This is a genomic window from Saccharibacillus sacchari (assembly GCF_037722395.1).
Taxonomy (GTDB): Bacteria; Bacillota; Bacilli; order Paenibacillales; family Paenibacillaceae; genus Saccharibacillus; species Saccharibacillus sacchari_A.
In genome coordinates this window covers 64210-88462 of the sequence record NZ_JBBKAR010000045.1, presented here as the reverse complement: position 1 = coordinate 88462, position 24253 = coordinate 64210, and the positions used below count along the sequence as shown (strand labels likewise).

Sequence of the window (24253 nt, the reverse complement as noted above, 5' to 3'; positions counted from 1 at the left end):
TAAAGCGTATCGCAGTTCTTACAGAATACGGTAAGCGGGCTGAGTGGAGCAGCTTCGATTACGTTGGTTATGCGCCGCTTCCGCCTCCGCGGATCACGCGGACGTCGGCGGGAGGGATGTCTTCGCCTTCGTAGAGCATGAAGCGGCCGTCCATCCATTCGATGCGGAGGAGCTTCATGTTGTCCGATTGGTATTGCCAGACGGATTGGTCGCCGCCTTGCATGAATGGGGTGCGGCCGGTGGTGGAGACGTGGCCGTTATATTGTTCTTCGAGATGGTAGACGGTGCCGTCTAGGTCCATGGTGGTTGGGACTTCCTGGATGGAGTCGAGGCGTCCGTCGATAGGATGATACAGCGCGTATTTGTTTTCTTCGCGCTCTTCGATGACCAGATAGGACAGGTTCGAGCCGTCGCGCAGGGTCAGGACGACCGCTTTGCGGCGGGCGTTTTGGGTGCGGCCGGTGACTTCGTACGTTACCATGGAGACTTCGCAGATGTCGCCGGGACCGATATCGAGAATGCCGCGTTCTTTGAGCGGAGCCTCGGGTTTGGCGAAAATGTTGCGGATACGTTTGAACATGGACATGATTTTGACCTCTCCTTCGACTGATTTCGCATAGGATGCTTTACGGTAGGTGATGCGGACGCGTTTCGGAAACTCTATCGTTTTATCGTAGACGATCGGCAGGCGGAATCCAAGCAAGGGCTCGATTCGCAAAGAATCATATCATGATGCGTTATCCGGTTTGAGTTGCCGGGCGGTTTCCGCAGCGCGGCATTCGAACGAGACGACGTTATAGGAGGAGCGGGGCGTGCATTTTTTTATCCGGCTGTCGACAAGGTTGATGCATTTGCGCAAAACGACGATTGGCGGCATTATTTTGGCCTTCGTCCTGTTTAGTGCCACGATCGCTTATCTGTTGGAACCCGAGACGTTCGTCAACTGGTTCAACGCTTTTTACTGGGTATTAACCACGATGGCTACGGTCGGTTACGGCGATTACTTCGCGACGTCTCCGGCAGGCAAAGCGTTTACGATTTTTCTCTACATATTCGGAATCGGGCTGCTCAGTCTGGTGATCGGGAAAGTCATCGACTCGATCGCGGACGTGCAGCGGCAAAGGGGCGCGGGAACGTTGACGTTTGAAGGAGAGCAGCATATCGTGATCGTGAACTGGGGCAAAAAGGCCCGTTCGGCGATCGAAGAGATTTTGGAGAATGCGCCCAAAACGCAAATCGTACTCATCGACGAATCCAATCGGCATCCGCTGGAACATCTGGAACAGGTGCATTTCGTTAGCGGCGATCCGGCAGCGGATTCCATTTTGGCGAAAGCGAGCATTTCCACCTGCCGTGCTGCGATCATTTTCGCCGATGAACGGATCGAGGAAGCGTCGTTGATCGACGGTAAATCGCTGCTCGTCGTATCCAGCATCGAGCGGATCGCTCCGCATGTGCATACGACGGTCGAGATCACGATGGAGAACCATGTGCAGAATTTCCGCCACGCGCAGGTGAACGAATTCATTCTGTCGCACGATGCGATCTCGCGGTTGGCGGTACGCGCGGCGCTGCACGAAGGCAGTTCCGACGTGATCACGCAGTTGCTCAACCGCACGAACGGCAGCGATGTATACGAAGTGTCGGTCGACCGCTCGTGGAAAACGTACGGCGACGCGTTCCAGGCGCTGTTGGCGCAAGGCGCAACGTTGATCGCCGACCGCGAAGACCTCGGGATCAACCGCAAGCTGGACATGCCGATTCCGGCGAATGCCAAGCTGTACGTGGTCGCGGATGCAGAAACGCATCGGCGTATCGTCGGTACCGGGAAAACAAACCGGATATAGATCATGATGTTGACGAAACGTCAACATATCGGTTCATGATTCGGTCATTTTGAAAAATTGTTGACCAAATGCGCACATTTCGGCGAGAAAAACGTCAAAATTGCTTCGCAAGCCGGAAAATGTGTGCAAAAGGTCAGAATTCGGAGCGAGACAGCTTTTTTTGCACGAAATTGTTGACCAAACGTCAACATTGATCTGCAAAAGCGCAAAGGCGAAAAAGCGCAAATGCGGATATCCCCCCGAAACTCGGTACAATCTCGCGAAGGCTTGATCGTTTCGCTCAAGCTCAACGGTTTTGCGCTTAGCCGAACCCTACCGACTGATTTTTAAAAAGAACCCGCAAGCGGCGCGAAAGAATCAGCGTCGCTTGCGGGTTCTTGAATTTGTTTTCGACGCTGAGTGACTCTTTCAGATCGTGTACGCAGCGGTTTTTCACAAGAACAAACAAAAATGCAAAATGGTTAGCTTTCCGGCGGGAACCAGATCGTGCGCAGGTCGATCCAGCCTTGCGAGCCGAAACTGACGCCGCGGATGCTGGGCAGGTAAGCGGTTTGCAGCGGCGTCTCGTACAGCACATGCAAGCGGTGGCCGGCGATCAGCAGCGTTTCGATCTCGTCCAGCTCGCGTGCGCGCGCACGCGGCGTCGTCTCGAACGAAGCCCGGCGCAGCGCGCTGCGGATCGCCAGGCGCGTTTTGGAATCCGTATGTTCGGACATGTTCAGGTACAGATCGAACAGGCGAAGCTGCTCGTCGCGGTCCCGGATCAGCGAGAACAGGATCAGGTCCGCGGCGAGCCGCGTCCTGCCTTTGAAATCGTCGACCGTCACGATGATGATCCGGCAAGCGTATCCGCGCCGTTCCAACCGTTCGCGGATCAGTTCGGCGTCTTTGCGGTATTGCGGGATGGTCAGCAGGCGCAGCGACGTGCGATTCGCCAGATTGAGGTCTTCCGCCGTTTGCTCGGTTTTGGCCCAGTCCGGCGTTTCCCGCTCGGCCAAAGCCGCAATCACCGAAGCGCGCCGACGCGGATCCCGCAGCGGTCCGCTTTTGGTATTGCAGGTCACGAATTTGCGCGAAAACACTTCGGCATGCGCGCGCGTCCACAACGCGGAAGGCAGAGTAGGTGGGGCTTGTTCGACGAACTTGCTTCCGGCAGGCAAGGAAGATGCGGTATCGGCATACGCGATGCGGGCTTGACCGGGACCCGGCTGTATTTTTCGGGCGGGTTTGTCCGGTTGTCCGCTTTGCTCCGATTTTGTTGCGACCGCGCCCGGCACGACGTGAAAAGGCAAATCCGACGCGCCGTCGACTTCTTGCCCGTTTCCCATTTGCCACGGGATATTCACGATTTCCACCCGGTCCAGATGCGCCCGTCCCGCGTAATGCGCGGGGAAAGCTTCCAGCACGCATAGATCGCGGTCGAACTCGGCTACCCGAAAAGGCCCCGTGCCGATCGGTTGGACACTGAACGCTTCTTCGCCTCGCCTGAGCATGTCTTTGGGAATGATCGTCGTGCGGCTGGTGCACAGAAACGGCAAAAACAGCGTATGCTCCCTTTTCAACAAGATTTGCACCGTCAACGGTCCGGTCGCCGACACCTCGTCGATATTCCGAAACATAAAGCCGTACAGCACCCGCTCCGACAATTTGATCATCCGTTCGAACGAATACACGACGTCTTCCGCAGTCAGGATATGCCCGTCGTGAAACGTTACGTCTTTGCGCAAATAAAACGTCCAGCGCCGCCTGTCCGGCGACGACTCCCAGTGATGCGCGAGCGCCGGCAAAATCTCGTCCGAATCGGCTTGCTGTTTGAGCAGGCCGTCGAAGATATGGCCGACCACGAACGATTCGGCCAACAGATTGGTGCGCAGAGGGTCGAGCGTATGCAGCTGTTGGCGGATCGGTAGCCGCAGCGTGTCGATCTGGCGCCCCGTCCGCGTTTCCGAATGGTGCCCGAAGTAGGTGCGCAGAGATTCTTGCAGGCGCTCCTGCACCGCGGGCGAAGGCGCGTTATCGCCCAGCTCGCCGGCCAAGCCGCGAAAATCGCCGCGCCGGATCGCATCCGCTACCGATTGGGCGGCGATCTCCTCGGGCGTAACGAGGAAAGACAACCCCGAACGTTTGCCGCGCCCACGCTGCGACGACCAGTTGATCCACCCGGCGTCCGCCATTTTCCCGATGACCGTCAACGCGCTCCGGTGCGTGCAATCCAGCGTGTCTGCCACTTCCGCCAGCGTGACCTGTATCCCCGAGATCTCCGCTTGTTCCGTGCTGTACCGCTCATGCAGCAGCAGGAATTGTCGATGCAGCTTCATCTTGCTTCCCCCTTTACAAAATAAGAAAAAACCACTCCCAATCTTTCTCTTTATCTTCTTATTTTATCACCTACAATGGAAAAAGAATGCAAAGCTCTAATGGGAAGAACGTTTGAAATCGAGAAGAAGTTTGGGAAAACGGAGGGTTGCTTAAAATGAATATGACGACGGTAGACAGGAAAAAGAGTCTGCTGCTGCCGATCGCGGCAGCGTTGGCGCTCGGGGGTCTGCATCAGCTTTTGTTTTTCGGAAAGGTACCGGGGGTGTCTGTGCCGTTATTTCTGCTGCTGTTTTATGCCTACTTCTGGACGTTCGGGCGGGATGCGATGCGGCCGCCCGAGCGTTCCGGGCTTCTGCTGACGGCAGCCGCGCTGCTATTGGCCCTTACTTACGGACTGTTCGATAACCCGGTGTTTTTTGTACTTAACTTGATCGCCTTGCCTGTACTTGTCGCTTGGCAGATGACCTATATGCTCGGCGACCAACGGAGAAGCTGGCATGATCCGATGCTGATTGCCGATGCGATCGGATATGCGGTCAAGCAGACGCTATTGCATATCCCGGACTTGCCGGCCGCTTTCCGGCGCAAGCCCAAACAGGAAAATAAGCCGGAGCCAGAAGGAGATTCCGCTTTCAAGCAAGTCATGTACGGATTGCTGATCGCGCTTCCGGTATTGACGGTCGTACTGATCCTGTTGTTCTCGGCAGATGGTGTGCTGCGTACAATGGCGGGGGAGATTCCCGCGTGGTTCGCGCAGCTTACTTTCGGCGATGGGGCAGCAAGGCTGGTCTGGGCGGTGCTGCTCGGCGTTTTCTTTTTCACTTATCTGGCGGGATTCCGTTCTCCTCGTCGCCCGCCGCCTGTGCAAGGACCTGCGATGGCCAGCTTTAACGAGCCTTCGGCCAAGTTCCAGACGCTGGTCACGGTCACGTTGATGGTTACTTTGAATATCGTCTATGTTCTATTTGTGGCTTTTCAATTCTCGTATCTGTTCGGAGCTTGGCAAGGCGTATTGCCGGAATCGGCTTCCTATGCGGAGTATACGCGAAGCGGCTTCGGGGAGCTGATCGGGGTCACGTTTATCAACTTCGCTTTGCTGCTGGTCGGCATGTATGCCACAGATCCCGGTCAAGGCAAAATGCGCAGCATGCTGAACGGATTATTGGTGCTGCTCGTCTGTTGCTCGGCTGCGATGCTGGGTTCGGCCTTTTCCCGTTTATTGATGTATGAAGAAGCCTACGGATATACGCGTCTGCGCTTCCTGGTGCATGCGTTCATGATCTTCCTTTTCCTGCTGCTGGTTCTGTTCGCGTTGTGTATTCGGTTCAGACGCTTGCCGTTGGGACGGTGGATGGTGGCGTTGGCGGTCTGTGGGTATCTGGCTGTCAATTACTCCTTGATGGATCGCATGATTGCCTTATTGAATCTACAGAGGGAGCAAGCATCGGCAGATCTTGATCTCGATTATCTAATGGGTTTGTCCTCCGACGCCGTGCCTGTTCTGGTTGAATACGGTTCCCGGGAGGACGGAAAGGCGTTGGATTCATGGCTTCGGAAAAAGGCCGTGGACGAGTTAACCGAACGTCGCGAGTGGCAGTCGTGGAATATGTCGGACTGGCGAGCACTCGGCTTATTAAAGCGATATGTCGAGTAAAACATAGTGAAATTGCGGAAGTGGGCAGAAATTCGAAGTTTTTTCGAACTTCTGCCCTATATTTTTGAAATTTGCTGAAAAATAGCTGAAAATGTGGAACCGCGACAATCTCTTCTGGGTAAAAAGGAAAGAGAGCGGCCGGCCTGCCAAACGGTTTTGATTGCAATCGAGAAGCCGGACCGTATGAATCATTTAGGAGGGATTGCGTGGAGTTTTACCGTAAAAGTGGCGAAGAGGCGCTGAAGGAACTCAAGTCCCGCCCGGAAGGGTTGGATTCGGCGGAAGCGAGCAGGCGGCTGGAGGAGCACGGTTACAATGAACTGAAGGAACGGGAAAAAGACCCGGTCTGGAAGCTGATTCTGGAATCGTTCAAAGATCCGATGGTCATCGTGCTTTTGGCCGCAGCGATCGTACAGTTGGCGCTGGGCGAGATTATCGAATCGGTCATCATCTTCGCGGTATTGGTCATGAACTCGATCATCGGCGTCGTGCAGACCAAGAAAGCCGAGAATTCGCTGGATGCGCTGAAGCAGATGTCGGCGCCGTCCGCGAAGGTCAAGCGCGGCGGACAAGTGCAGACGGTGGAAGCGAGGGAAGTCGTGCCCGGCGATATCGTATTGCTTGAAGCCGGGGATTATGTGCCTGCCGACGGCCGGTTGTTGGAAAGCAGCTCGCTCAAAACGGATGAAGGCATGTTGACGGGCGAGTCGGAACCGGCGGAAAAGCATTCGGACATTATCGACGAAGAATCCGGGGTCGGCGACCGGCGCAATATGGCATTCAGCGGCGCGCTGGTAGTCTACGGGCGCGCCACGATGGTCATTACCGGAACCGGAGCCAACTCCGAGATCGGCAAGATTGCCGGGTTGCTCGAAAGCGCGGAAGCCAAGCAGACGCCGCTCCAGCGCAAGCTGGAGAGCTTCAGCAAAAAGCTGGGCGTGTTCATTCTGATTCTGTGTATCGTGATCTTCGGCGTCGAAGCGGGCCGCGAATGGTTCTCGGGCGATACGAATGATATGACGGGCGCGATTCTGAATTCGTTCATGTTCGCGGTAGCCGTTGCGGTCGCTGCGATTCCCGAGGCTTTGTCCTCGATCGTAACCATCGTGTTGGCGGTCGGAACGAACAAGATGGCGAAGCGGCATGCGATCATTCGGCGGTTGCCTGCGGTCGAGACATTGGGTTCGACCAGCGTCATTTGTACCGACAAGACGGGTACGCTGACGCAGAACAAGATGACGGTCGTCGACGACTACGTACCGGAAGGACGGGAAGAACAAATCCCTGACGATCCCGGCCAATGGACGGATTCCGAACAGTGGTTGATGCGCATTGCCGTGCTGTGTAACGATTCCCGGATCAACGAAGACGGGCAAGAGATCGGTGATCCGACGGAAACGGCTTTGCTGGCCTATAGTTCGAAAAAGAACCGTGACCATGAAGAAGTCCGCAGCGAGTTCGGTCGCGAGGGCGAGATTCCGTTCGACTCCGACCGTAAGCTGATGTCGACGGTACATACCATCGACGGACGCCGGTTGCTTCTGGTCAAAGGCGGACCCGATGTGCTGCTCGACCGTTGCGCGCAGATTCGGATCGGCGAGCGGGAAGAGAAGTTCACCGATGAATGGCTGCGCAAGATTCAAGCCAAAAACGAAGATTTCTCCGACCGTGCCCTGCGTGTACTGGCGTTCGGTTACAAAGAGATCGCAGACGGCGTGTCCGTGGACGAGAGCGACGAGAACGAGCTGGTCTTCGTCGGCCTGACCGCGATGATCGACCCGCCGCGCGACGCGGTTTACGGCGCGATCAAAGAAGCGATCAGCGCGGGTATCCGTCCGGTTATGATCACGGGCGACCATAAGACGACCGCGCAGGCGATTGGCCGCGATATCGGTTTGATGACGGAAGGCGACGAAGCGCTGACAGGGCGCGAGCTGGATGCCTTGTCGGATAGCGAGCTGGACAACCGTCTGGAGCATATCGCCGTCTACGCGCGGGTATCGCCGGAGAACAAAATCCGGATCGTCCGCGCTTGGCAGAAAAAAGGCCGTATCACCGCGATGACCGGCGACGGGGTCAACGACGCTCCGGCGCTCAAACAGGCGGATATCGGCGTCGCGATGGGCAGCGGCACGGACGTTGCCAAAAACTCCGCGGCGATGGTGCTGACCGACGACAACTTTGTTTCGATCGTCAGCGCAGTCGAAGTCGGCCGCACCGTTTTCGATAACATCAAAAAGTCGATCGCCTATCTATTCTCGGGCAATCTGGGTGCGATCATCGCGATTCTGTTCGCCCTGGTCTTCGACTGGATCAACCCGTTCACGGCGCTGCAACTGCTGTTCATTAACCTGCTTAACGATTCGCTGCCGGCGATTGCGTTGGGTATGGAAAAAGCCGAACCGGACGTTATGCAGCGCAAGCCGCGGGATATCAAGGAAGGCATCTTCGCGGGCGGCACGTTGCAGACGGTTATTATCCGCGGCGTGCTGATCGGTGCCGCGGTTATCGTGTCGCAGTATATCGGTCTCCAGCAATCGCCGGAATTGAGCGTAGCGATGGCCTTTACCACGCTGATCCTGGCTCGTACGCTTCAGACGTTTGCCGCTCGTTCGCAGACGCAGACCGCATTCGGCGCCGGTTTCTTTTCCAATAAATACGTGCTGGGCGCGGTGCTGTTCTGCTTCGTGCTCTATGCGGTAACGCTGCTTCCGGGCGTCCGCGATATCTTCTCGATCCCGGCCGAATTCGGGGTGAACGACTGGCTGATCGCTTCGGCTCTGGCATTGGGCGCGGTGATTTTGATGGAGATTATCAAGGTGATTCGGGTGCGTGTGGAGCGTAGTCGGAATCGGGCGTAAGGATGGTTGAAGCCGAAGTTGAGTGATTTTGAAAAGAAACGTTTCGCTACCAAGCTGCTCCGGGATTAAGGAGTCACGGCAGCGCAACGTTTCTTTTTTTCTGGCCTGCTATTTCGGTATAAAGGTTGCGGAACGTAGCGATTACGGTTATATTGGTGGATGTGAGAATCATTATCAATGTAAAAAGACCATAAATGGGGGCTACATATTCATGAAACAGAAAACGTTTAAACGCATGGCTTTTACTCTAATCGGTGGACTTGCGCTGGTGGTTAGCGCATGTTCGAACGGCGCAACGACGGAGACAGCGGCACCTGCGGAGACGACCGAACAGGCAGCAACCGAAACAACGACAACCGAACCGACTACGGAAACAACGACCGAAGAAACAACCGCTCCGGCCGAAGACCGTGTGCTGACCGATTCCATGGGGAACGAAGTGACGATTCCGGCCGAACCCAAAGCGATCATCGCTTCCTATCTGGAAGACAATCTGGTGGCGCTCGGCGTGAAGCCTGTGGCACAATGGATGATCAAAGGGAACTCCTACCAGGACTATCTGCAAGATTCGCTGTCTGGCGTACCGGGCATCCCGTCCGATCTGCCGCTGGAAGTGGTTGCAAGCTATTCGCCGGACCTGATTCTGATGGACAGCGCGGAGATGGTGGCAGGCGATAAGTACAAGCAGTATTCGGCTATCGCACCGACTTATGTCGTGGGTAACGCGCAGAACAACTCCTGGAGGGAAGAACTGCTGACCGTCGGCGAAGTGCTTGGCAAAAAAGATGAAGCGCAAAAAGTGCTGGACGACTACGAAGCCAAAGCCGCAGATGCCAAAGCGAAGCTGGACGAAGCAACGGGCGGTGCAAAGAAAGCGGCTGCCTTATGGGTGCTCGGTAGCGACGTCTATGTCGTGAACCAAAACCTGTCGAGCGGCGACGTGATCTACAACGATTTGGGCATGACGGTACCGGATGTCGTCAAGCAATCTTCCGAAGCAAGCGAAGCGAACTGGAGCAGCCTGTCGTTGGAACTGCTGGCTGATATGGACGCGGATTACATTTTCCTCGTGAACGGAAGCGAGAAAACCAAAGACCAAATCCTCGCCGATCCGGTCTGGCAGAACATTCCGGCAGTCAAAGAGGGGCAAGTGTATGAGTTTACCGGCGAAAAAAGCTGGCTGTACACAGGCGCTGTAGCCAATGGAGAAATGATCGACGACGTATTGAACAGCGTGGTAGGCGCCCAGTAAGCAAGAAATCGGCGCAGCAAAGTAAAGTTCCATATAACAATCCAAAACGCGAGTCGCCTCAAAAGGATTCGCCCATAACGCCAGAACTCTATACCAGGATCGAGTGATCGTCCAACAGCCAAAAGGCCGCGTCCTGAGACACGGCCTTTTGGCGTTTTTGTAAAAGTTAACGAGTACGCGAAACGAAGCCGGTCATGCCTGAATTTCAGGTTGGCTATTGACGCCTTCCTTGTCGCTGACGATCCGGTTCAGCACATCCTGCACGGTCACGCCGTCGAAGTAATCCAGATAGCGGCGTTCCGCTTCATCGAAGTAGTGATCCATTGCACCTGAGATGCCGGACGAGATTTTGCAATCGCTGCTGGTGCTGCCCGTACCTTTTTTGGGACGAAGCCCGCCGCAGCACGCAGCCCGGTAAACATCGGCCAGACGGATGGCGGCAGGCTCGACTTTGAGGAAGTACCCGCCACCGACGCCTTCGCGCGTGCCGACCCACCCTTTTTCGCGCAGGCACCCCATTGCTTTGCGGACGCGTGCGGGATTAGTTCCGATATTTTCGGCAAGTTCTTCGCTGTTGGCTGTTTTGTAGAGGGAGTGGGCCAGGTAGACAAGTAGATGTACGGCTGTAGGAAATTCGCTATTCATTGTTTATCCCTCCGCAACTTGATTTAATATAAGGATAAGTTCTAAAAGGCCTTACGCGGCGAGTGACCTTACAGCGTAGAAGACGGATAAGTAGCTTTGTTGACCTTTAGAACTGTATGTTTTATAATTACAGTTATAGCCCAAGTATAATTCTTTTAGACGGATCAGGCAAACAACAAACTTTTAAACGTGGAAGAGAGAGGTGTATCAAAATGAGTAAATGGACGACGGGAGATTGGGTTCAGGCATACACCGACGACGGCGCTTTGGTACACGGGTATCTGATTGCCGCGAGCGCGCCGATCCAGACGGCTTTGCTGCAAGTCACCCATAGCGACAACCGGGATTTGATGGGAAAAGAGATTGCCGTGTCGGATCGCGGGATGAAGAAGTTGTCGGAAAATCCGCGTAAAAGCGAGCAGGAGATTCGTAGCCTGATCGACTTGGCTTTGCATATTCGCGACGAGGCTTGGTTTATGGAGCTGACGGGCGAACTGCGCAGCGGTCCTAAGCGGGCGAGAAGACGGAGCGACGGACAAGGCTATCAGCCGGTCAACCGTTTGGGTTCTCCGGACGTTCGTTAAGATCGAGAGCATTTCTTTACAGTTGCGAATTCAGATTAAAACTTATAGATTAAGGTCAGACGCATAAAGCGGGATCGTCTTCGGGCGGTAGCCGCTTTTTTGTTATTTTAGGATAGCGTGGAAACGGAGGCCTCATCATGATCATTCGAAAAATCGCTACCGGGTTGCTGGCTGCGGCTCTAATCTTGGCCCAGGGCCAACCTCTCGGTCATGCCGGCTCGAACAGCGCGAAGATCGGTCCGATCGTACTGGGTTATTACACGGATCAATCAGACGCTTCGCTAAAGCTGTACCCGAACCGTTTTAACATGCTGGCGACCGATACGTTGAATACCGATGGGCAAGGAAATCTGGTAGGCTTTACTCCGCACAAAGCACTGGATGCCGCAGACCGTTACGGCATGGACGCCTACGCTCTCGTTTCGAATTACGGGGAAAAAGGCTGGGACGGAGAAATCGCGCACCGCGTGCTGAACGAGCCTGCCGCGAAAATCCGTTTGATTCGCAATATGCTGGATACGGTGCGCGCGAATGATTATGTCGGCATCAATATCGACTTCGAGGAAGTACGGCCGGAGGATCGGGAGGCCTTAAGCCGATTTGTGCGCGATACGGCAAAAGAGATGCGCAAGCTTGGGAAAAAGACGATGGTATCCGTTCCTGCGAAAACCGAGGATGATCCCGAGAACGGTTGGTCGGGCGCGTTCGACTACGAAGCGATAGGACGCTACGGGGATCTGGTGCAGGTGATGACCTACGACGAGCATGGCATCTGGGGCGAACCCGGTTCTGCCGCGGGGCTAAGCTGGATCGACGCTTCGCTGAAGTTCGCGGTCTCGGAAGTCGATCCGTCCAAATTGCTCGCAGGCGTTCCGGCATACGGCAATGACTGGAACCTGTCCGATCCGTCCGACGAAAGCGGAGCGATGCTGGCCTGGAAAAACGTGCGGACGCTGATTCGGGGACTGGATAAGACCGGAACGCGCGACGCGAAATCCAAGTCCATGACGCTTCGTTACACGGCTGAAAACGGCGATAAGCATGTGCTGTGGTACGAGGACGAGTACAGCATCAAGCTCAAAGCCCGTTTGGTCGGAAAATACGGTTTGGCCGGTATTTCGGTCTACGCGTTGGGCATGGAGGATCAGGCTTTCTGGACGGCACTACAGGCAGGCTTGAAATAATACGGCTTAAAATACGAAAAAATCGTTCGTTTATCTTCTCTTTATCTTCTTATTTTATCTTTTAAAATGAAATCAAGAAGAGTGATCGGCAGAGTCGGTCCAAAAGGAGGAGTTAACATGCAAAAGGCAAATAGCGAGGATCTGATCCGCATTCGGGTGCTGCCGGAAGAAGCGACGGAGGTTGCGGAATGGGCGGGCCTGATGCTCAGCGAACTGGTCGGGGACGAAGTGTCGGGCAACGGCGCTCCGGTTACGCTGCGAGATCCGGAACGGGCGGCGGAATTGCTGGAGCTGCTGATGCTATGCGCGGAAGAAGGAGCGGACGCTGCGTCGACGCTTGCGCCGGCAGTCTCGGTTCTGGGCGCGATCCCGTCAGAAACGTTCGAAGCCCCGCCCGCTAATCTGAACGCTTTTGCGGCTGCTCCTCCCTATCCGGACTGGCATCCGTATTACGGTAGCGACGCCCTGACCTTTATGGATGAAGAGAAAGACGACTTGCCTGCCTATCGCTCTGCCGAAGAACGCGACGAGGTGCTGATGGCGGTTCGTTTCGGAGCTTCCGCTTTGATCGATCTGGCGCGGAGTCACGGAGTGGACGTACCCGTCTCGAAAACTCTTTTGAAGTAGACATTATTAAGCTTGGTTGCCTGGTTTTTTTATAGGAATAAAAAACGCCGCTCTCGGCATTCGATGTGAATGCTGGAGGCGGCGTTTGGCTTGAAGGCTTATTTGGAGGTTACGCGGCACCGGCTTGGTTTTTATGGGTTGGATTGCCGATCGCGTCTGCTGTTTTATTTTTACGGCCCCAGACATGCGCTCTGAGGTAAGGGATGACCCAACGGTCCAGACCGATCTTGCCGGCGTTGAGCGCAGCGACCACGATCAGGATTTCGGCGATGATCAGGTACGGGTTGGTGCTGACGGTTCCCGAGAACAGGAAGGCGAAGTTCATGACCATGCCCATCAGAGCGGCGAAAGTAGTGAAAGTACCGAGGATCAGTCCCAGGCCGACAGCGAATTCGCCGATCGGAACCAGTACGTTGAACAGTCCGACATTCGGGATCGCGAAGTGTTCGAGGAAGTTTGCCCACATCGGCTGTACCGCCGGGTGGTCACCGCTCGCTTGAGCGAGAGCGCCTTGCAGGAAGCCCGAAGCGTCGAAGCCGCCGCCAGTCAGTTTGCCCCAGCCACCTTCGATCCATTTGAGACCGATAAAGATGCGAAGCGCGGTCAGTAACCACATTGCCACTTTGTTTGTTCTCAGCCAGTTGTTCATTTTCTCCACTCTCCTGATTGTTTTTTGGGTTATTGCTACAGTAGGTTTGTTTTTTTGTATGGGTAACACTTGTTGATTGGATATGCTGACGTTTGCGTTATGCCGCGTTTGCTTTTGTAGGGATGTTTCCGCTCGGCGTTTGGTTGTTTTTGTTTTTGCGGCCCCAGACATGCGCTCTGAGGTAAGGGATAACCCAACGGTCCAGACCGATCTTGCCGGCGTTGAGCGCAGCGACCACGATCAGGATTTCGGCGATGATCAGGTACGGGTTGGTGCTAACGGTTCCCGAGAACAGGAAGGCGAAGTTCATGACCATGCCCATCAGAGCGGCGAAAGTAGTGAAAGTACCGAGGATCAGTCCCAGGCCGACAGCGAATTCGCCGATCGGAACCAGTACGTTGAACAGTCCGACATTCGGGATGGCGAAGTGTTCGAGGAAGCTTGCCCACATCGGCTGTACCGCCGGGTGGTCGCCGCTCGCTTGAGCGAGAGCGCCTTGCAGGAAGCCCGAAGCGTCGAAGCCGCCGCCAGTCAGTTTGCCCCAGCCACCTTCGATCCATTTAAGACCGATAAAGATGCGAAGCGCAGTCAGTAACCACATTGCCACTTTGTTTGTTCTCAGCCAGTTGTTCATTTTTGCCACTCTCCTAGAGTTTTATTTGGTCGCTTTTTGCAGCGGCTCTTTTTGTTTTTGGTAAGTGATCTCTTCCATGGCTTTATCATAAATTAAATCTAAAATTTTAAATGTGATTTATATCACAAAGTATAGATAAAATTTAAAATAATTTTTCGGGTCGATCGGGGAAGGGTGATAAACCGCTTTTTGAGGGATGGGAAAGTGTGGGGACGAGCGTTGTGAGTTAGCGGCTGTAACACAAGTACGTAAGTGCGATCATTTGCCAAAGGCACCTCGCCAGATCGAAAATAGATGCGTAAGTGCAACTATTTTCTAAAGAAACCTCGCCAAATCGAAAATAAGTACGTATATGCAATTATTTGAACAAAAAAGGGGTAAATAGGCGTTGAAACAAGGGAATAAGTGTATTTAAGCATTTATTTTATTCAAATGGATTATTTTGAACGAATTAAGTGCATAAACGCGCTTATTCGTAAAAATTTTCTGCCTGGCTTACGCTTTTCGGATCGAAATCTTGGCGGATAAGCGTGAAACGAAAAAAAGCTGTCCCGGTGCCGCGTCACGGCTTCAGGTACAGCTTTTCGTTTTTTGACTCCTGCATCCGATCCGGCTTTCTCTCAATCCGTAACACGCAGCGAGCCGATAATCATCTCGATAAAGCGCCGCGAGATGCCCGACCGCTGAGCGTCCGCGAATACCGCCGAAGATGCAGGGACGCGCGCAGGTGCCACCGCTTCAACCTCGCCCCCGCCAGCCCCGGCTTCCGCCTGCGCGCTACCCGCAAGAGCGACACCGCCTGTCAAACTAAGCTTTTGCAGCAGTCCCATCATGGCGGTGAACACGAACTCCCCCGTCTCGTACACGTTCAGATCGGAACGCAGCGAGCCGTCGCGCATGCCCGCTTCCAGCGCATCGTTCAGAAAGTGATGTTCTTTTTTCGATCGGATAAACGCGTCGTACCGATCCAGCAGTTTCTGATCCGGCGGGTAAGCGTCGTAGTGCAGGTCGAACAGCAGAATAAACCGCATATAGGCTTTGTTTACCGCGGCATACGTGCTCCACGCTTCCAGCATGCGGCGAAGCCGCGTCGCGCCGCCGCCCCGGGAACCGTGCGTCGCGTCCTCGGCTTGCACGAAGTCGGACATATGCTCCAGCGCCCGCATTTGAACGGCGAAAACGAGGTCTTCTATGGATTCGAAATGCTTATAGTACGTCACGCGGCTTACGCCGGCCTGTTCGCAGACGTCTTTGACCGAGATGCCCGGAAAGCCATGCGTCAAAAAAAGCTCCCGTCCGGCGTCGATCAGATCTTCGTGATTTTGGTTTTTGCGATGCTGGTGCCAAGTCTCACTCATGGGCAATCTCCCGTTCCTGCGCCGGCCTCATGCTGCGCCCCATCGTCAAAGCAAGCGCGGCCAGCAGAATCAAAGCTCCCAAAATATAAGGCAAATTCAATTGAACGTCAAACAGCCATCCGGCGAACAGCGGACCGATCATGCTGCCCAGGCTGGTGTAGGTGGTGTTGAGCCCGGCGGCGTATCCTTGACGGTCTCCGGCGGCGTTGGCGATCAAGGTACCCGCCGTCGGACGCAGGAACGAATTGAACGCGAAAAACAAGGCCGATACCGCGAGCAGATAGATCAAGTTGAACTTGACGAGCATCAGAATGAGAGCGATCGCGATCATGACCAGGGAGATGCGGATCAGCTTCATTTCGCCGAAACGACGGACCATCCGATCCAGCAGCCACATTTGGCAGACGATCCCGATGACCGCGCCCAGCGTAATCACGATCGAGATGCTGCGGGCGTCGAAGCCGTACTTTTGCTCGACGAACAGCGCGTAGACCGTCTCGTAGTTGACCAGCCCGAACGTCATGACCAGTACCAGCAGCAGGTAACGGAAGTAGGGCGTGCGGAACGAGTCGGTGATTTGACGGGTAAAAGGCTCGCGTTTGCGGCGTCCGGCGGCTTGCCTGTGCTCCGGCGGCAGCGTCTCGCGTAACAGTAGCGAGAGCAGCGTGGCCAGCAGTCCGAGTCCGGCGGCACAGTAGTAGGGCATGCGGATGCCGAACTCGGCGATCAGGCCGCCGAGGCCCGGACCGAGCACCATGCCCAGATTCATCGACGCGCCGAGGTAGCCCATGCCTTTGGCCCGGGTCTCGGTCGTGGTACTGTCGGCGACGTAGGCCATAACGGACGGAACCATCAGGCCCAGCCCCATCCCTCCAATGAAGCGCGCGATATAGAGGAGGGTCAGCGTATGGCCGACTGCGAACAAATAGTCGGAGACAACGGTGAGGAACAATCCGGCGATGATCAGTTTTTTCCGGCCGAAGCGATCCGATAATTGTCCGCCGATCGGTGAGAACAGAAATTGCGCGGCGCCGAACGCCGCCACGAGATAACCGGCAGCCGTTCCGGCGGCGCCGAACTGCTTGAGGTAATCGGGCAGAATCGGGATAACCATCCCTTGCCCCAGCAGCGCGATGAACAAGTTGAGCATCAGCACGAACATCGGGAGTCGGACCTTGTTTGATTGTTGCGGCGAAAGGTCGGAAAAAGACATGGGACAAGCTCCTTTTATATAGTTTACAGTGTGTAACTCTTATAAGCCTGATTAGCATACTCCTTTTTCCCGAAGAAGTAAATGTCATCAATTTCCCGATTTTTAGTGGAAAATATGACAAAAAGGGTAACAGGAAGTATACCTATTCACGCAGCAATCCATATATAGTAAATGAATCAACCAGCTTTTTGAAAAAAGAGACGCGGGAGGCTGCCAGGATGAACGAGTTCAAAACACGGCTCCTTACAATCGAACAGAACCAGCGGAATTTGCTTCGCGAAACGCAGGAGCTGCTCAAGGAGTATGAATCGAGCGATTTGATCCACGAGAACGAAAGGCTGCGCCGCGAAACCGAGGAAGACAGGCGCAAGCTGAACGAGCTTCGACAGGAATCCGCCAAGTTGAAAAAAGAAAACGCGGATCTGCGGGTATCGCTCAGCGAACAGATTTTGGATGAAAAGTTGAATATTTTGCGTTTGTCGAACCGCAAGCTGGAGACGTACTTTGCCGGGGAAGATTCGTTGCGCAAAAACCGTCTGCGGCAGTTCGAAGAAACCACGCGCGAGCGGATACATAAGATGATGCTGGCTTCGCGCAAGCTGACCGACGGCGAGCAGCAGGAGTTTAAGGCCAGACTGGACGATCTTTCCCTCCATTTGGAGCGCAGTCTGGAACATCAGCGAAGAATGCAGGAAGAAGCGAACCGGCGCACGCTGGGACCGCTGAACGACGAATACAACCGGATGACGGACGAAGGGGTCGACGAAGCGACGATCCAGCGCCGTATCCGGCAGAACCGACTCGAAATGAAGATCGGCTTGAACTGGATCAACAAGCTGGCGATTCTGCTGATTCTGATCGCGGTAGGCTTGGCGTTCCGCTACAGTTACACGACCTGGTTCAACGACTACATGCGCGGCATCGCTTTCTTCGCTTTCGGTGCGATTCTGCTCGGAGCCGGGGAATTTCTGTATCGGAAAAACCGCCGGACGTTCGCGCTCGGGCTGCTCGGAGGCGGGACGGCGGTGCTGTACGGGTCGATCTTCTACAGTTACTTCCTGCTCGGGATTATCGGCATGTTCGCGGCGTTGGGGCTGTCCGTGCTCGTGACGTTGACCACCGTGCTGCTCGCTTTGCGCTACGACTCGAAAACGATTGGCGCGCTGGGGCTTGTCGGCGGTTATCTGCCCCTGCTGTCCTACGGATTGGCGGAAGGATTGGCCGGGCCTGCCGTCTATGCGGCGATGGTCTATATGTTCCTGCTCAATCTGCTGCTGCTTCTGGTGTCGCTGCACAAACGCTGGACGGTGGTCGCTTATCTCAGCTTTATTTTGAATACTCCTGCCATGCTGCTGCTCGTCTGGTTGGCGGACAGCCGTTGGATCGGGGCCGGGTACGCGTTCCTCACGTTCCTGATGTATCTCGGTTCGACGTTGATCTACCCGCTGCGTTTCAAGCAAAAATTGGCGGAATGGGATGTCGTGCTGCTCGGCGTCAACACCCTCGTCGGCTGCGGAGTCATGTACGCGCTGCTCGAATCGTCAGGCGCGATCGAGTTCCGGGGACTGCTCGCTTTGCTGTTCGGGCTGCTGTACGTAGGGCTTGGACGGCTGGCCGAAAAGTTCGTGCCGGAGGAAAAGAATACCCGTCTGCTGTTCTACGTTACCGCGCTGATCTTTGCGGTGTTGATCGTGCCGTTCCAGCTTCAATGGGAATGGGCGGCGCTCGGCTGGTTGGCGGAAGCGCTGGTGCTGAGCATTTACGGCAGCCGCAGCGGTTCGAAAATGCTGGAGCGGGCGGGCTGGGCGGTCTTGCTGCTCTGCATGCTGGCGTTCGTGCTGGTCGATCTGCCGCAGCACGGTCTTAGCCGTCTGATGGCGAACGAAGATTCCGGCACGTTTATGATCAAATACACGCTGATTACCCTCGGAACGCTTGGCTTGTCTTTGTTCTATATCTGGGAATGGCGCAAAAACGGCCAAGCAGAAGGCGGCGCGTCCGCCGTATCCGACGGCAGTGGGGAGCCGCGCGGGAAATACTCGTCCGAAGAACGGCATCTGCTTCTATTCATCCGGTATGTGGCGATTCTGAACACGTGGTTCTACGGGTTGTACGAAGCCTTTTACCTGTACGATCTGCTGCGTTCGTCCTCGGACACGCATTATCTGTTCTACAAAGCGCTGCTGGCGGCAGGCGTCACGGCTCTGTTGTCGCTGGGCATCTCCCGTTTCCCGTTGATTCAGGATCGGATCACGAGAGCGTATGCCCTGATTCAATACGGCGTAAGTTGCTTTATCGGGATAGCACTCATGCTGGTCGTTCCGGTGCTGTATCGGGATTGGAGTCTGAACGGAGCCGCCGACTATATCGCCTTGTTGGTGCTGCTTGCGGTAAACGTGGTCATTTTCTGGAGCGTCAGCCGCCGATTGCAGCATGCCGTGCGGCGCTATCCGGAAAACGGCGAATGGTACCCGGTCGGGGTCGCGGTGTATGGTCTGATCATGCTTAGCGCGTTGCTCGGCGTTCAGTTGCATGTGGAAAACGCGGGGATGGTCTACAGTCTGGCTTATCTGCTGGTGGCGCTGGCGTGCATCGTGTACGGCTTCCGCCGACGTTATGTGTACATCCGGCGCATGGGTCTGGCGCTTACGCTATTCTGTACGGCCAAATTATTGGTCTTCGATCTTGGACTCAACAGCACGGGCAGCCGCATCATTGCGTTTTTCGTTGCCGGATTCATCTTGCTGGGCATCTCGTATATGTATCAGCGCGTATCGAACCGTCTGGAAGAGGAGGCGGCAGGGAAGGAGCATGACGATGCGGAAGGAGAGAACTGATCGAAGCCGGGGCGGTCCGGGAAAATTCGAAAGCCTGCGCGTGAAAAAAGGATGGGCAGCGGCAAGCGCGATCTTGTTGCTGTCTGGTGTGCTTATGCTGCCGGGAACGATGCAGGCCAGACCCGCCGAAAACGACGCGGAAGCTTCCGGCGTCTGGACGTTTGCCAAAGAAATTCAGGTGACGCAAGGCTCGCGGTATCAGGCGTTGTTTTTGGACCCTGACGTTTACGGGCGAGCAGAGGAAGACCTGGGCGATGTACGGATCATCAATTCTTCAGGGCAGTTCATGCCGTACTATATGGACTCCGGGGAGGAAGGCGAGAGGGGGCTGGATCGCGAATACCCGTTGGAGCTGATCGACCGCGCAGAAGGGGAAAAAGAGATCCGGTTCGACTTTCGCGTCGTTCCGGCTGCGGATAACGAAGACATTCGCGGCAGTCGGTTAACGTTCTCGTTACCGCAGGCTTCTTTTCTCAAAAAGGTTAGCTTGGACGGCAGTTACGACGGGCAGCGCTGGGAAGCCGTAACCACAGGCGAGTTGTATTCGACGGGCGAAGGTGCGTTCCGCAATGTCATTGAGCTGAACGAACCGGCCAAATACGGGTACTATCGGGTGAAGGTTCCGAGTGGGCCGGAACCGTTCGAGCTTGAAGGCATGGCGTTGATCGACGTCGGTACTGCGGTGAGCGGGGAAGATTTCCGTCAGAGCAAAGAAATCACGTTCAACGTTCAGCCGTCGGGACGCATGTCGGAAGTGGTTCTATACAACGCGGACAAACTTCGGATCGACCGGATCAAGCTGAATGCGTCCGCATCAGACGGGTCGAGCGGGTTCAGCCGGATGTTCTACGTGGATCGGGCAAAAGGAACCGGACTCAACACCCGCGTCCTGTCCCCGGATCGACTCAATCGACTGGAACTGTCCGGCTCGACCGTCGAAGATACGGAGATTCGGCTGGCGGAGCCGATCCGCAGCGAAAAGCCGATGGTCGTGATCGACAACGGGGGGAACACGGCATTGAATATCCAGTCGATCCGGATCGGCTACCGGGTCGACCGACTCGTATTCGAAGATACGGGAACCGGTCCTTACCGTCTGGTGTACGGCGCGCAAGCGCAGGAGACGCCGCAGTACGATATCTCGGCTTTCCGCACGGAGATCGAACAATCCGGTCCGGGCGAGGCGACACTCGGCAAGGAAAACGCATCGCAGTTCGTGCCGCCGGCCGCCGAGGAAGCTTCGGGGGCGGATGACGGGTCCGGTCCTAAAGTCGGCGCAAACGCTTCGCTTCAGATCACGTTCAACTTGATTCTGCTCGCGGTGGCGTTGGTTTTGATCGTGTTTTTGGGAAGGAAGTTGAGGAAGAAGTGAAAAAAGGAGATTCCGCAGTTTAGTTCTGCGGGATCTCCTTTTTCATTTTATTGAGGTTAGCGAGCGAAATGCGTATGTTTGGTTTTCCATTGTTCAAGCTTGATTACGAGCCAGAACGAGTAAATCCCGAGCGTAACGGCGCACAGCAGCCACCATTTGATCCAGGTGCCAAACAGTTGAATCGCCGTTCCGTCGAAATACAGTCTGCGTCCCCCAATAACGGTATGCTCAGTTTTCCATTTGTAAATCATCACGACTGCCAACGGATAGCAAATGCCGAGCGTGCATGCTGTAACCAGCCACCCCAGAATGCTCCATCCCATGTACTGCAAAATATTGCCGTCGAAATAAGACCGGCCTTCTTGTGACTCCAAACCGTTGATGTTGATATTGAAAGCTGTGCTCATGGACCTACAACCCTTCTTTTTATAGTCTGTATGTATTATTCTTCGATTAGGTATAAATTCCTTCTTCTCTTTTCATGGAAAAATATTTTAATGCTGAAAAAAGTCAATCGGATGTACGAAGGTGGAGCGCGTTCGGAATCTGCGTTAGTATAACAAAGAGAAACGGGGATGTGACGAAGGAGGATTTCGATATGGAAAATAACGAACAAATCAAAACGCAACTGTTAAACGCCTATAAGTTTCGCCATGCGGTCAAAGACTTCGACCCGGAGCGCAAAGTGACGCAAGAAGACTTCGACTTTATTTTGGAAGCAGGCCGGCTGTCGCCAAGTTCCTACGGTTTTGAGCCTTGGAAGTTCGTCGTGGTGCAAAGTCCCGAACTGCGCGACAAGATTGCTGTCCATGCAGGGGGAGCGCGTCGTCAATTGGCTTCTGCCAGTCACGCGATTCTCGTCTTGGCGCGTTTGCCGCACGAGATGGTCGCGGACTCCGATTACATCTCGCATATGCTGAACGATGTTCAGCGTCTGCCGGAAGAGATCGCGAAGATGAAGCGCGGCACATACGACGCGTTTTTGCGTACGGGTTTTGCCCTGCAAGACAACGAGCGTGCGATGTTCGAATGGGCATGCCGCCAGACGTATCTGGCTCTCGGCAATATGATGACAGCCGCCGCGATGCTTGAGATCGATTCCTGCCCGATGGAAGGCTTCGTGAAGCATGAGCTGGAGCGTGTGTTGGCGGAGGAAGGTCTGATGGACGACAGCCGCTTCGGTCTGGCTTGCATGGCAGCCTTCGGATACCGCGCAGGCGACTCGTTGACCCCGAAAACGCGGCAGCGGACAGACGAAGTGGTAGAGTGGCGATAATTCGCAATATTAGGCGACAATCATCCGTTTTCCGGCAATCCGCCGCAAGCTATGTGTAACCGTAATCCGCCCTGACAGAGTTTAACGGAACGAGGAGACTCTTAGAAAGTAAATCCGGGGTTTGCAAAAATCTAACGGAACAAGACGACGCTTAGAGCAGGATTTTCTTGTTTTTTGGCTGAAAAAGCCTGCGTTTGAGCATCTAAAGGATATGCGATCCGTTAGAGTTTGGGAAAAGGCCGATTTACGCTTTTAACGGACATGCGATCCGTTAGCGGGACGGAAACGCCTGAGCCGAATTGATTTTGTAGTTTGCGTGGTCCACGCATCGGACTGTCCGCGCCTTAGCGCGAACGGAGCATTTGCGACAGTGCAGAACAAAGGAGGATGCCGCACCATGGCATCCTCCTTTGTTTTTACCTGATTACATACAAGCGGTATTCCTTCATGTTCACCTCGATCCACAGCTCAAGCATTCGCCTACTTCGCCGGATACACGACGGTCCACGTATCGCCGCCATCGCGCGTACGGGACAAATAATCCTGATCGTATGCCGTGCTGCCTGTGGCGTAACCTTGTCCGCTCGCGAAGTATTGAGCTGCGCTCAAGTCATAACCCGCATCGGGATCGGAGCGGAACGAATTGCCGCCGTCGCGGGTGACCATCAGACCGCCGTCGATCGGACCGGCTCCCGGTGAAGCGTAAATCCACCCTTTTTGCCCGTCGATAAACGAAAGTCCGACCAGCGTCGGGCGATGGCTGCGCAGCTTGGCGTACACGTTGGTCCACTTTTTTCCGCCGTCGGTCGTTCGATACAGATCGCCGGCCATCATGCTGATATCATCGGTCAGCATAAAGCCGTTTTGGGCGTCGGCGAAGTCGATAGCTGCGCTGCGAAGAGTGCTACTGTCGCTGTTTTCCTCGTCGGTCGGTCCGGCTGTAAATTGTTTTTTCCAAGTGCGACCTCCATCTGCGGTGTGCAGCACAACAACAGCCTTTGCATCGACTGCTCCTACAAACGGGGGCATCGTGCCGACGACCCAGCCGTTCTTGGCGTCGGAGAAAGAGAGGTGTTCCGGCACGAATCCGGCTTGGCCGAAAACGGCAGTCGACCAGACACGTCCGTCACGAGTGAAAAGGAGCCGGTCGCCGACGATCGCGTAGGCGCTGTCGCTTCCCGTAACCGCCAGATTGTTTTGCGGCGGGAAAGAGTCCGTAAAATCGCCCGCGCCGCTCCACTGCGTTTGCCAGCTTTTGCCGCCGTCTGCGGTATGCAGCACACGGGCGCGGGCGTAGCTGACGACTCCTTGCGTTTGTTTCGATCCGTCGTAAACGACGGCCCAACCTGTATCGGCGCCGGACAACCCTAGTCCTGCCGCGTACTTGCCCGGTAATGAATGCTCAGTCCAGGAACGGCTGCCGTTTTGCGTAACAAGCAGACTCAGCGGCTGTTTTTGCGTTTGCGCATTGCCTGCGCGAACCATCCAACCTGTCGTCGCGCTCAAAAAATTCATTTGCTGCAAGCGCATAAAGGGCGTGGTGTCGGCAGCCTCCGTCACGGCTTCCGCGCCGGGATTTTCTGCTGTGCTCGCTTGAGCGGAAGAATCGGCGAGGACCGACGCGGACGGCTCCTCATTGACCGCAGCGATGTCGACCGCAGCATGCCCTACGACTGCGGCTTCTGTTGCGGCTTCCGCTGTTTGGTTCGCGGATAGTCCGTTTCCGGTAACTATTCCCGCCGCGATCACGCCCGCGCTTAGTAAAAAGAAAGTCGGTTTCCGGTTCGGCTTTTTCATATCGTCAGCTCCTTGTTGCGAAATGGGTTGAGACCATTTTCGAAAAATCATCCTTTTCATTGTCGGACTTCGGAGCGGACGGTTCAACCGTTATTTGGTTAAAGAGGATGGCGGTTTTGTAACCTTGCGCACGTTAGGTGAACG

General features: G+C 55.1%; 19 protein-coding genes. 10 read left to right on the top strand and 9 right to left on the bottom strand.

Annotation, left to right across the window (positions count from 1 at the left end):
• Positions 1-67 precede the first annotated feature (67 nt).
• A complete protein-coding gene (locus WKI47_RS17125) occupies positions 68-586 on the bottom strand; it encodes a DUF4178 domain-containing protein (RefSeq protein ID WP_340228379.1) in 519 nt (172 codons plus the stop codon).
• Positions 587-812: 226 nt separating this feature from the next.
• Between WKI47_RS17125 and WKI47_RS17120 the strand changes: the two genes are divergently transcribed.
• Positions 813-1847, top strand: a complete 1035-nt coding sequence (locus tag WKI47_RS17120; protein WP_340228378.1) for a potassium channel protein — start codon at positions 813-815, stop codon at positions 1845-1847.
• A 461-nt stretch (positions 1848-2308) separates the two neighbouring features.
• Here the strand turns inward: WKI47_RS17120 and WKI47_RS17115 are convergent, their stop codons facing one another.
• The gene (locus WKI47_RS17115) at positions 2309-4165 is read right to left on the bottom strand and encodes an ABC transporter substrate-binding protein (RefSeq protein WP_340228377.1); all 1857 of its coding nucleotides are present in this window, start codon (positions 4163-4165) and stop codon (positions 2309-2311) included.
• Positions 4166-4320: 155 nt separating this feature from the next.
• Between WKI47_RS17115 and WKI47_RS17110 the strand changes: the two genes are divergently transcribed.
• The 3 genes from WKI47_RS17110 to WKI47_RS17100 all read left to right on the top strand — a co-directional run bounded on the left by WKI47_RS17110 (position 4321) and on the right by WKI47_RS17100 (position 9933).
• Positions 4321-5820, top strand: coding sequence for a DUF4173 domain-containing protein (locus tag WKI47_RS17110; RefSeq protein ID WP_340228376.1), 1500 nt, complete (start codon positions 4321-4323; stop codon positions 5818-5820).
• A gap of 206 nt (positions 5821-6026) precedes the next feature.
• Positions 6027-8681 (top strand): cation-translocating P-type ATPase, encoded by a 2655-nt coding sequence (locus tag WKI47_RS17105; RefSeq protein ID WP_340228375.1) that lies wholly within the window; start codon positions 6027-6029, stop codon positions 8679-8681.
• Between the two features lie 211 nt (positions 8682-8892).
• The gene (locus tag WKI47_RS17100) at positions 8893-9933 is read left to right on the top strand and encodes an ABC transporter substrate-binding protein (protein WP_340228374.1); all 1041 of its coding nucleotides are present in this window, start codon (positions 8893-8895) and stop codon (positions 9931-9933) included.
• A 192-nt stretch (positions 9934-10125) separates the two neighbouring features.
• Here WKI47_RS17100 and WKI47_RS17095 read toward each other — a convergent pair whose 3' ends face one another.
• Positions 10126-10578 carry an Rrf2 family transcriptional regulator gene (locus WKI47_RS17095; protein WP_340228373.1) on the bottom strand — a complete coding sequence of 151 codons (453 nt, stop codon included), beginning with the start codon at positions 10576-10578 and terminating at the stop codon, positions 10126-10128.
• A gap of 212 nt (positions 10579-10790) precedes the next feature.
• Here WKI47_RS17095 and WKI47_RS17090 point away from each other — a divergent pair, with 212 nt between their 5' ends.
• The 3 genes from WKI47_RS17090 to WKI47_RS17080 all read left to right on the top strand — a co-directional run bounded on the left by WKI47_RS17090 (position 10791) and on the right by WKI47_RS17080 (position 12973).
• Positions 10791-11162: an IDEAL domain-containing protein gene (locus WKI47_RS17090; protein ID WP_340228372.1), complete on the top strand. Its 372-nt coding sequence runs from the start codon at positions 10791-10793 to the stop codon at positions 11160-11162.
• A 137-nt stretch (positions 11163-11299) separates the two neighbouring features.
• On the top strand, positions 11300-12346 hold the full coding sequence (locus WKI47_RS17085; protein WP_340228371.1) for a glycosyl hydrolase family 18 protein: 1047 nt from the start codon (positions 11300-11302) through the stop codon (positions 12344-12346).
• Between the two features lie 117 nt (positions 12347-12463).
• Positions 12464-12973, top strand: a complete 510-nt coding sequence (locus WKI47_RS17080) for a hypothetical protein (protein ID WP_340228370.1) — start codon at positions 12464-12466, stop codon at positions 12971-12973.
• A 109-nt stretch (positions 12974-13082) separates the two neighbouring features.
• Here WKI47_RS17080 and WKI47_RS17075 read toward each other — a convergent pair whose 3' ends face one another.
• The 4 genes from WKI47_RS17075 to WKI47_RS17060 form a co-directional block, all read right to left on the bottom strand.
• Complete coding sequence (locus WKI47_RS17075) at positions 13083-13622, bottom strand: DoxX family protein (RefSeq protein WP_340228369.1); 540 nt, start codon at positions 13620-13622, stop codon at positions 13083-13085.
• A 97-nt stretch (positions 13623-13719) separates the two neighbouring features.
• On the bottom strand, positions 13720-14256 hold the full coding sequence (locus WKI47_RS17070; RefSeq protein WP_340228368.1) for a DoxX family protein: 537 nt from the start codon (positions 14254-14256) through the stop codon (positions 13720-13722).
• Between the two features lie 620 nt (positions 14257-14876).
• Positions 14877-15614, bottom strand: a complete 738-nt coding sequence (locus WKI47_RS17065; protein ID WP_340228367.1) for a TetR/AcrR family transcriptional regulator — start codon at positions 15612-15614, stop codon at positions 14877-14879.
• A complete protein-coding gene (locus WKI47_RS17060) occupies positions 15607-16827 on the bottom strand; it encodes an MFS transporter (protein ID WP_340228366.1) in 1221 nt (406 codons plus the stop codon). The genes WKI47_RS17065 and WKI47_RS17060 overlap by 8 nt, the downstream gene beginning before the upstream one ends.
• Before the next feature lie 218 nt (positions 16828-17045).
• On the opposite strand from WKI47_RS17060, the gene WKI47_RS17055 reads away from it, so the two are divergent.
• Positions 17046-19664 (top strand): DUF2339 domain-containing protein, encoded by a 2619-nt coding sequence (locus WKI47_RS17055; RefSeq protein WP_340228365.1) that lies wholly within the window; start codon positions 17046-17048, stop codon positions 19662-19664.
• Positions 19645-21036 (top strand): DUF3999 family protein, encoded by a 1392-nt coding sequence (locus WKI47_RS17050; RefSeq protein ID WP_340228364.1) that lies wholly within the window; start codon positions 19645-19647, stop codon positions 21034-21036. Before WKI47_RS17055 ends, WKI47_RS17050 begins: the two co-directional genes overlap by 20 nt.
• A 56-nt stretch (positions 21037-21092) precedes the next feature.
• On the opposite strand, the gene WKI47_RS17045 is transcribed toward WKI47_RS17050, so the two are convergent.
• Positions 21093-21443 (bottom strand): DUF898 family protein, encoded by a 351-nt coding sequence (locus WKI47_RS17045; protein ID WP_340228363.1) that lies wholly within the window; start codon positions 21441-21443, stop codon positions 21093-21095.
• 191 nt (positions 21444-21634) lie between these two features.
• Here WKI47_RS17045 and WKI47_RS17040 point away from each other — a divergent pair, with 191 nt between their 5' ends.
• The gene (locus WKI47_RS17040) at positions 21635-22312 is read left to right on the top strand and encodes an NAD(P)H-dependent oxidoreductase (RefSeq protein WP_340228362.1); all 678 of its coding nucleotides are present in this window, start codon (positions 21635-21637) and stop codon (positions 22310-22312) included.
• A gap of 480 nt (positions 22313-22792) precedes the next feature.
• On the opposite strand, the gene WKI47_RS17035 is transcribed toward WKI47_RS17040, so the two are convergent.
• Positions 22793-24109 (bottom strand): hypothetical protein, encoded by a 1317-nt coding sequence (locus WKI47_RS17035; RefSeq protein WP_340228361.1) that lies wholly within the window; start codon positions 24107-24109, stop codon positions 22793-22795.
• Between the last annotated feature and the right edge of the window lie 144 nt (positions 24110-24253).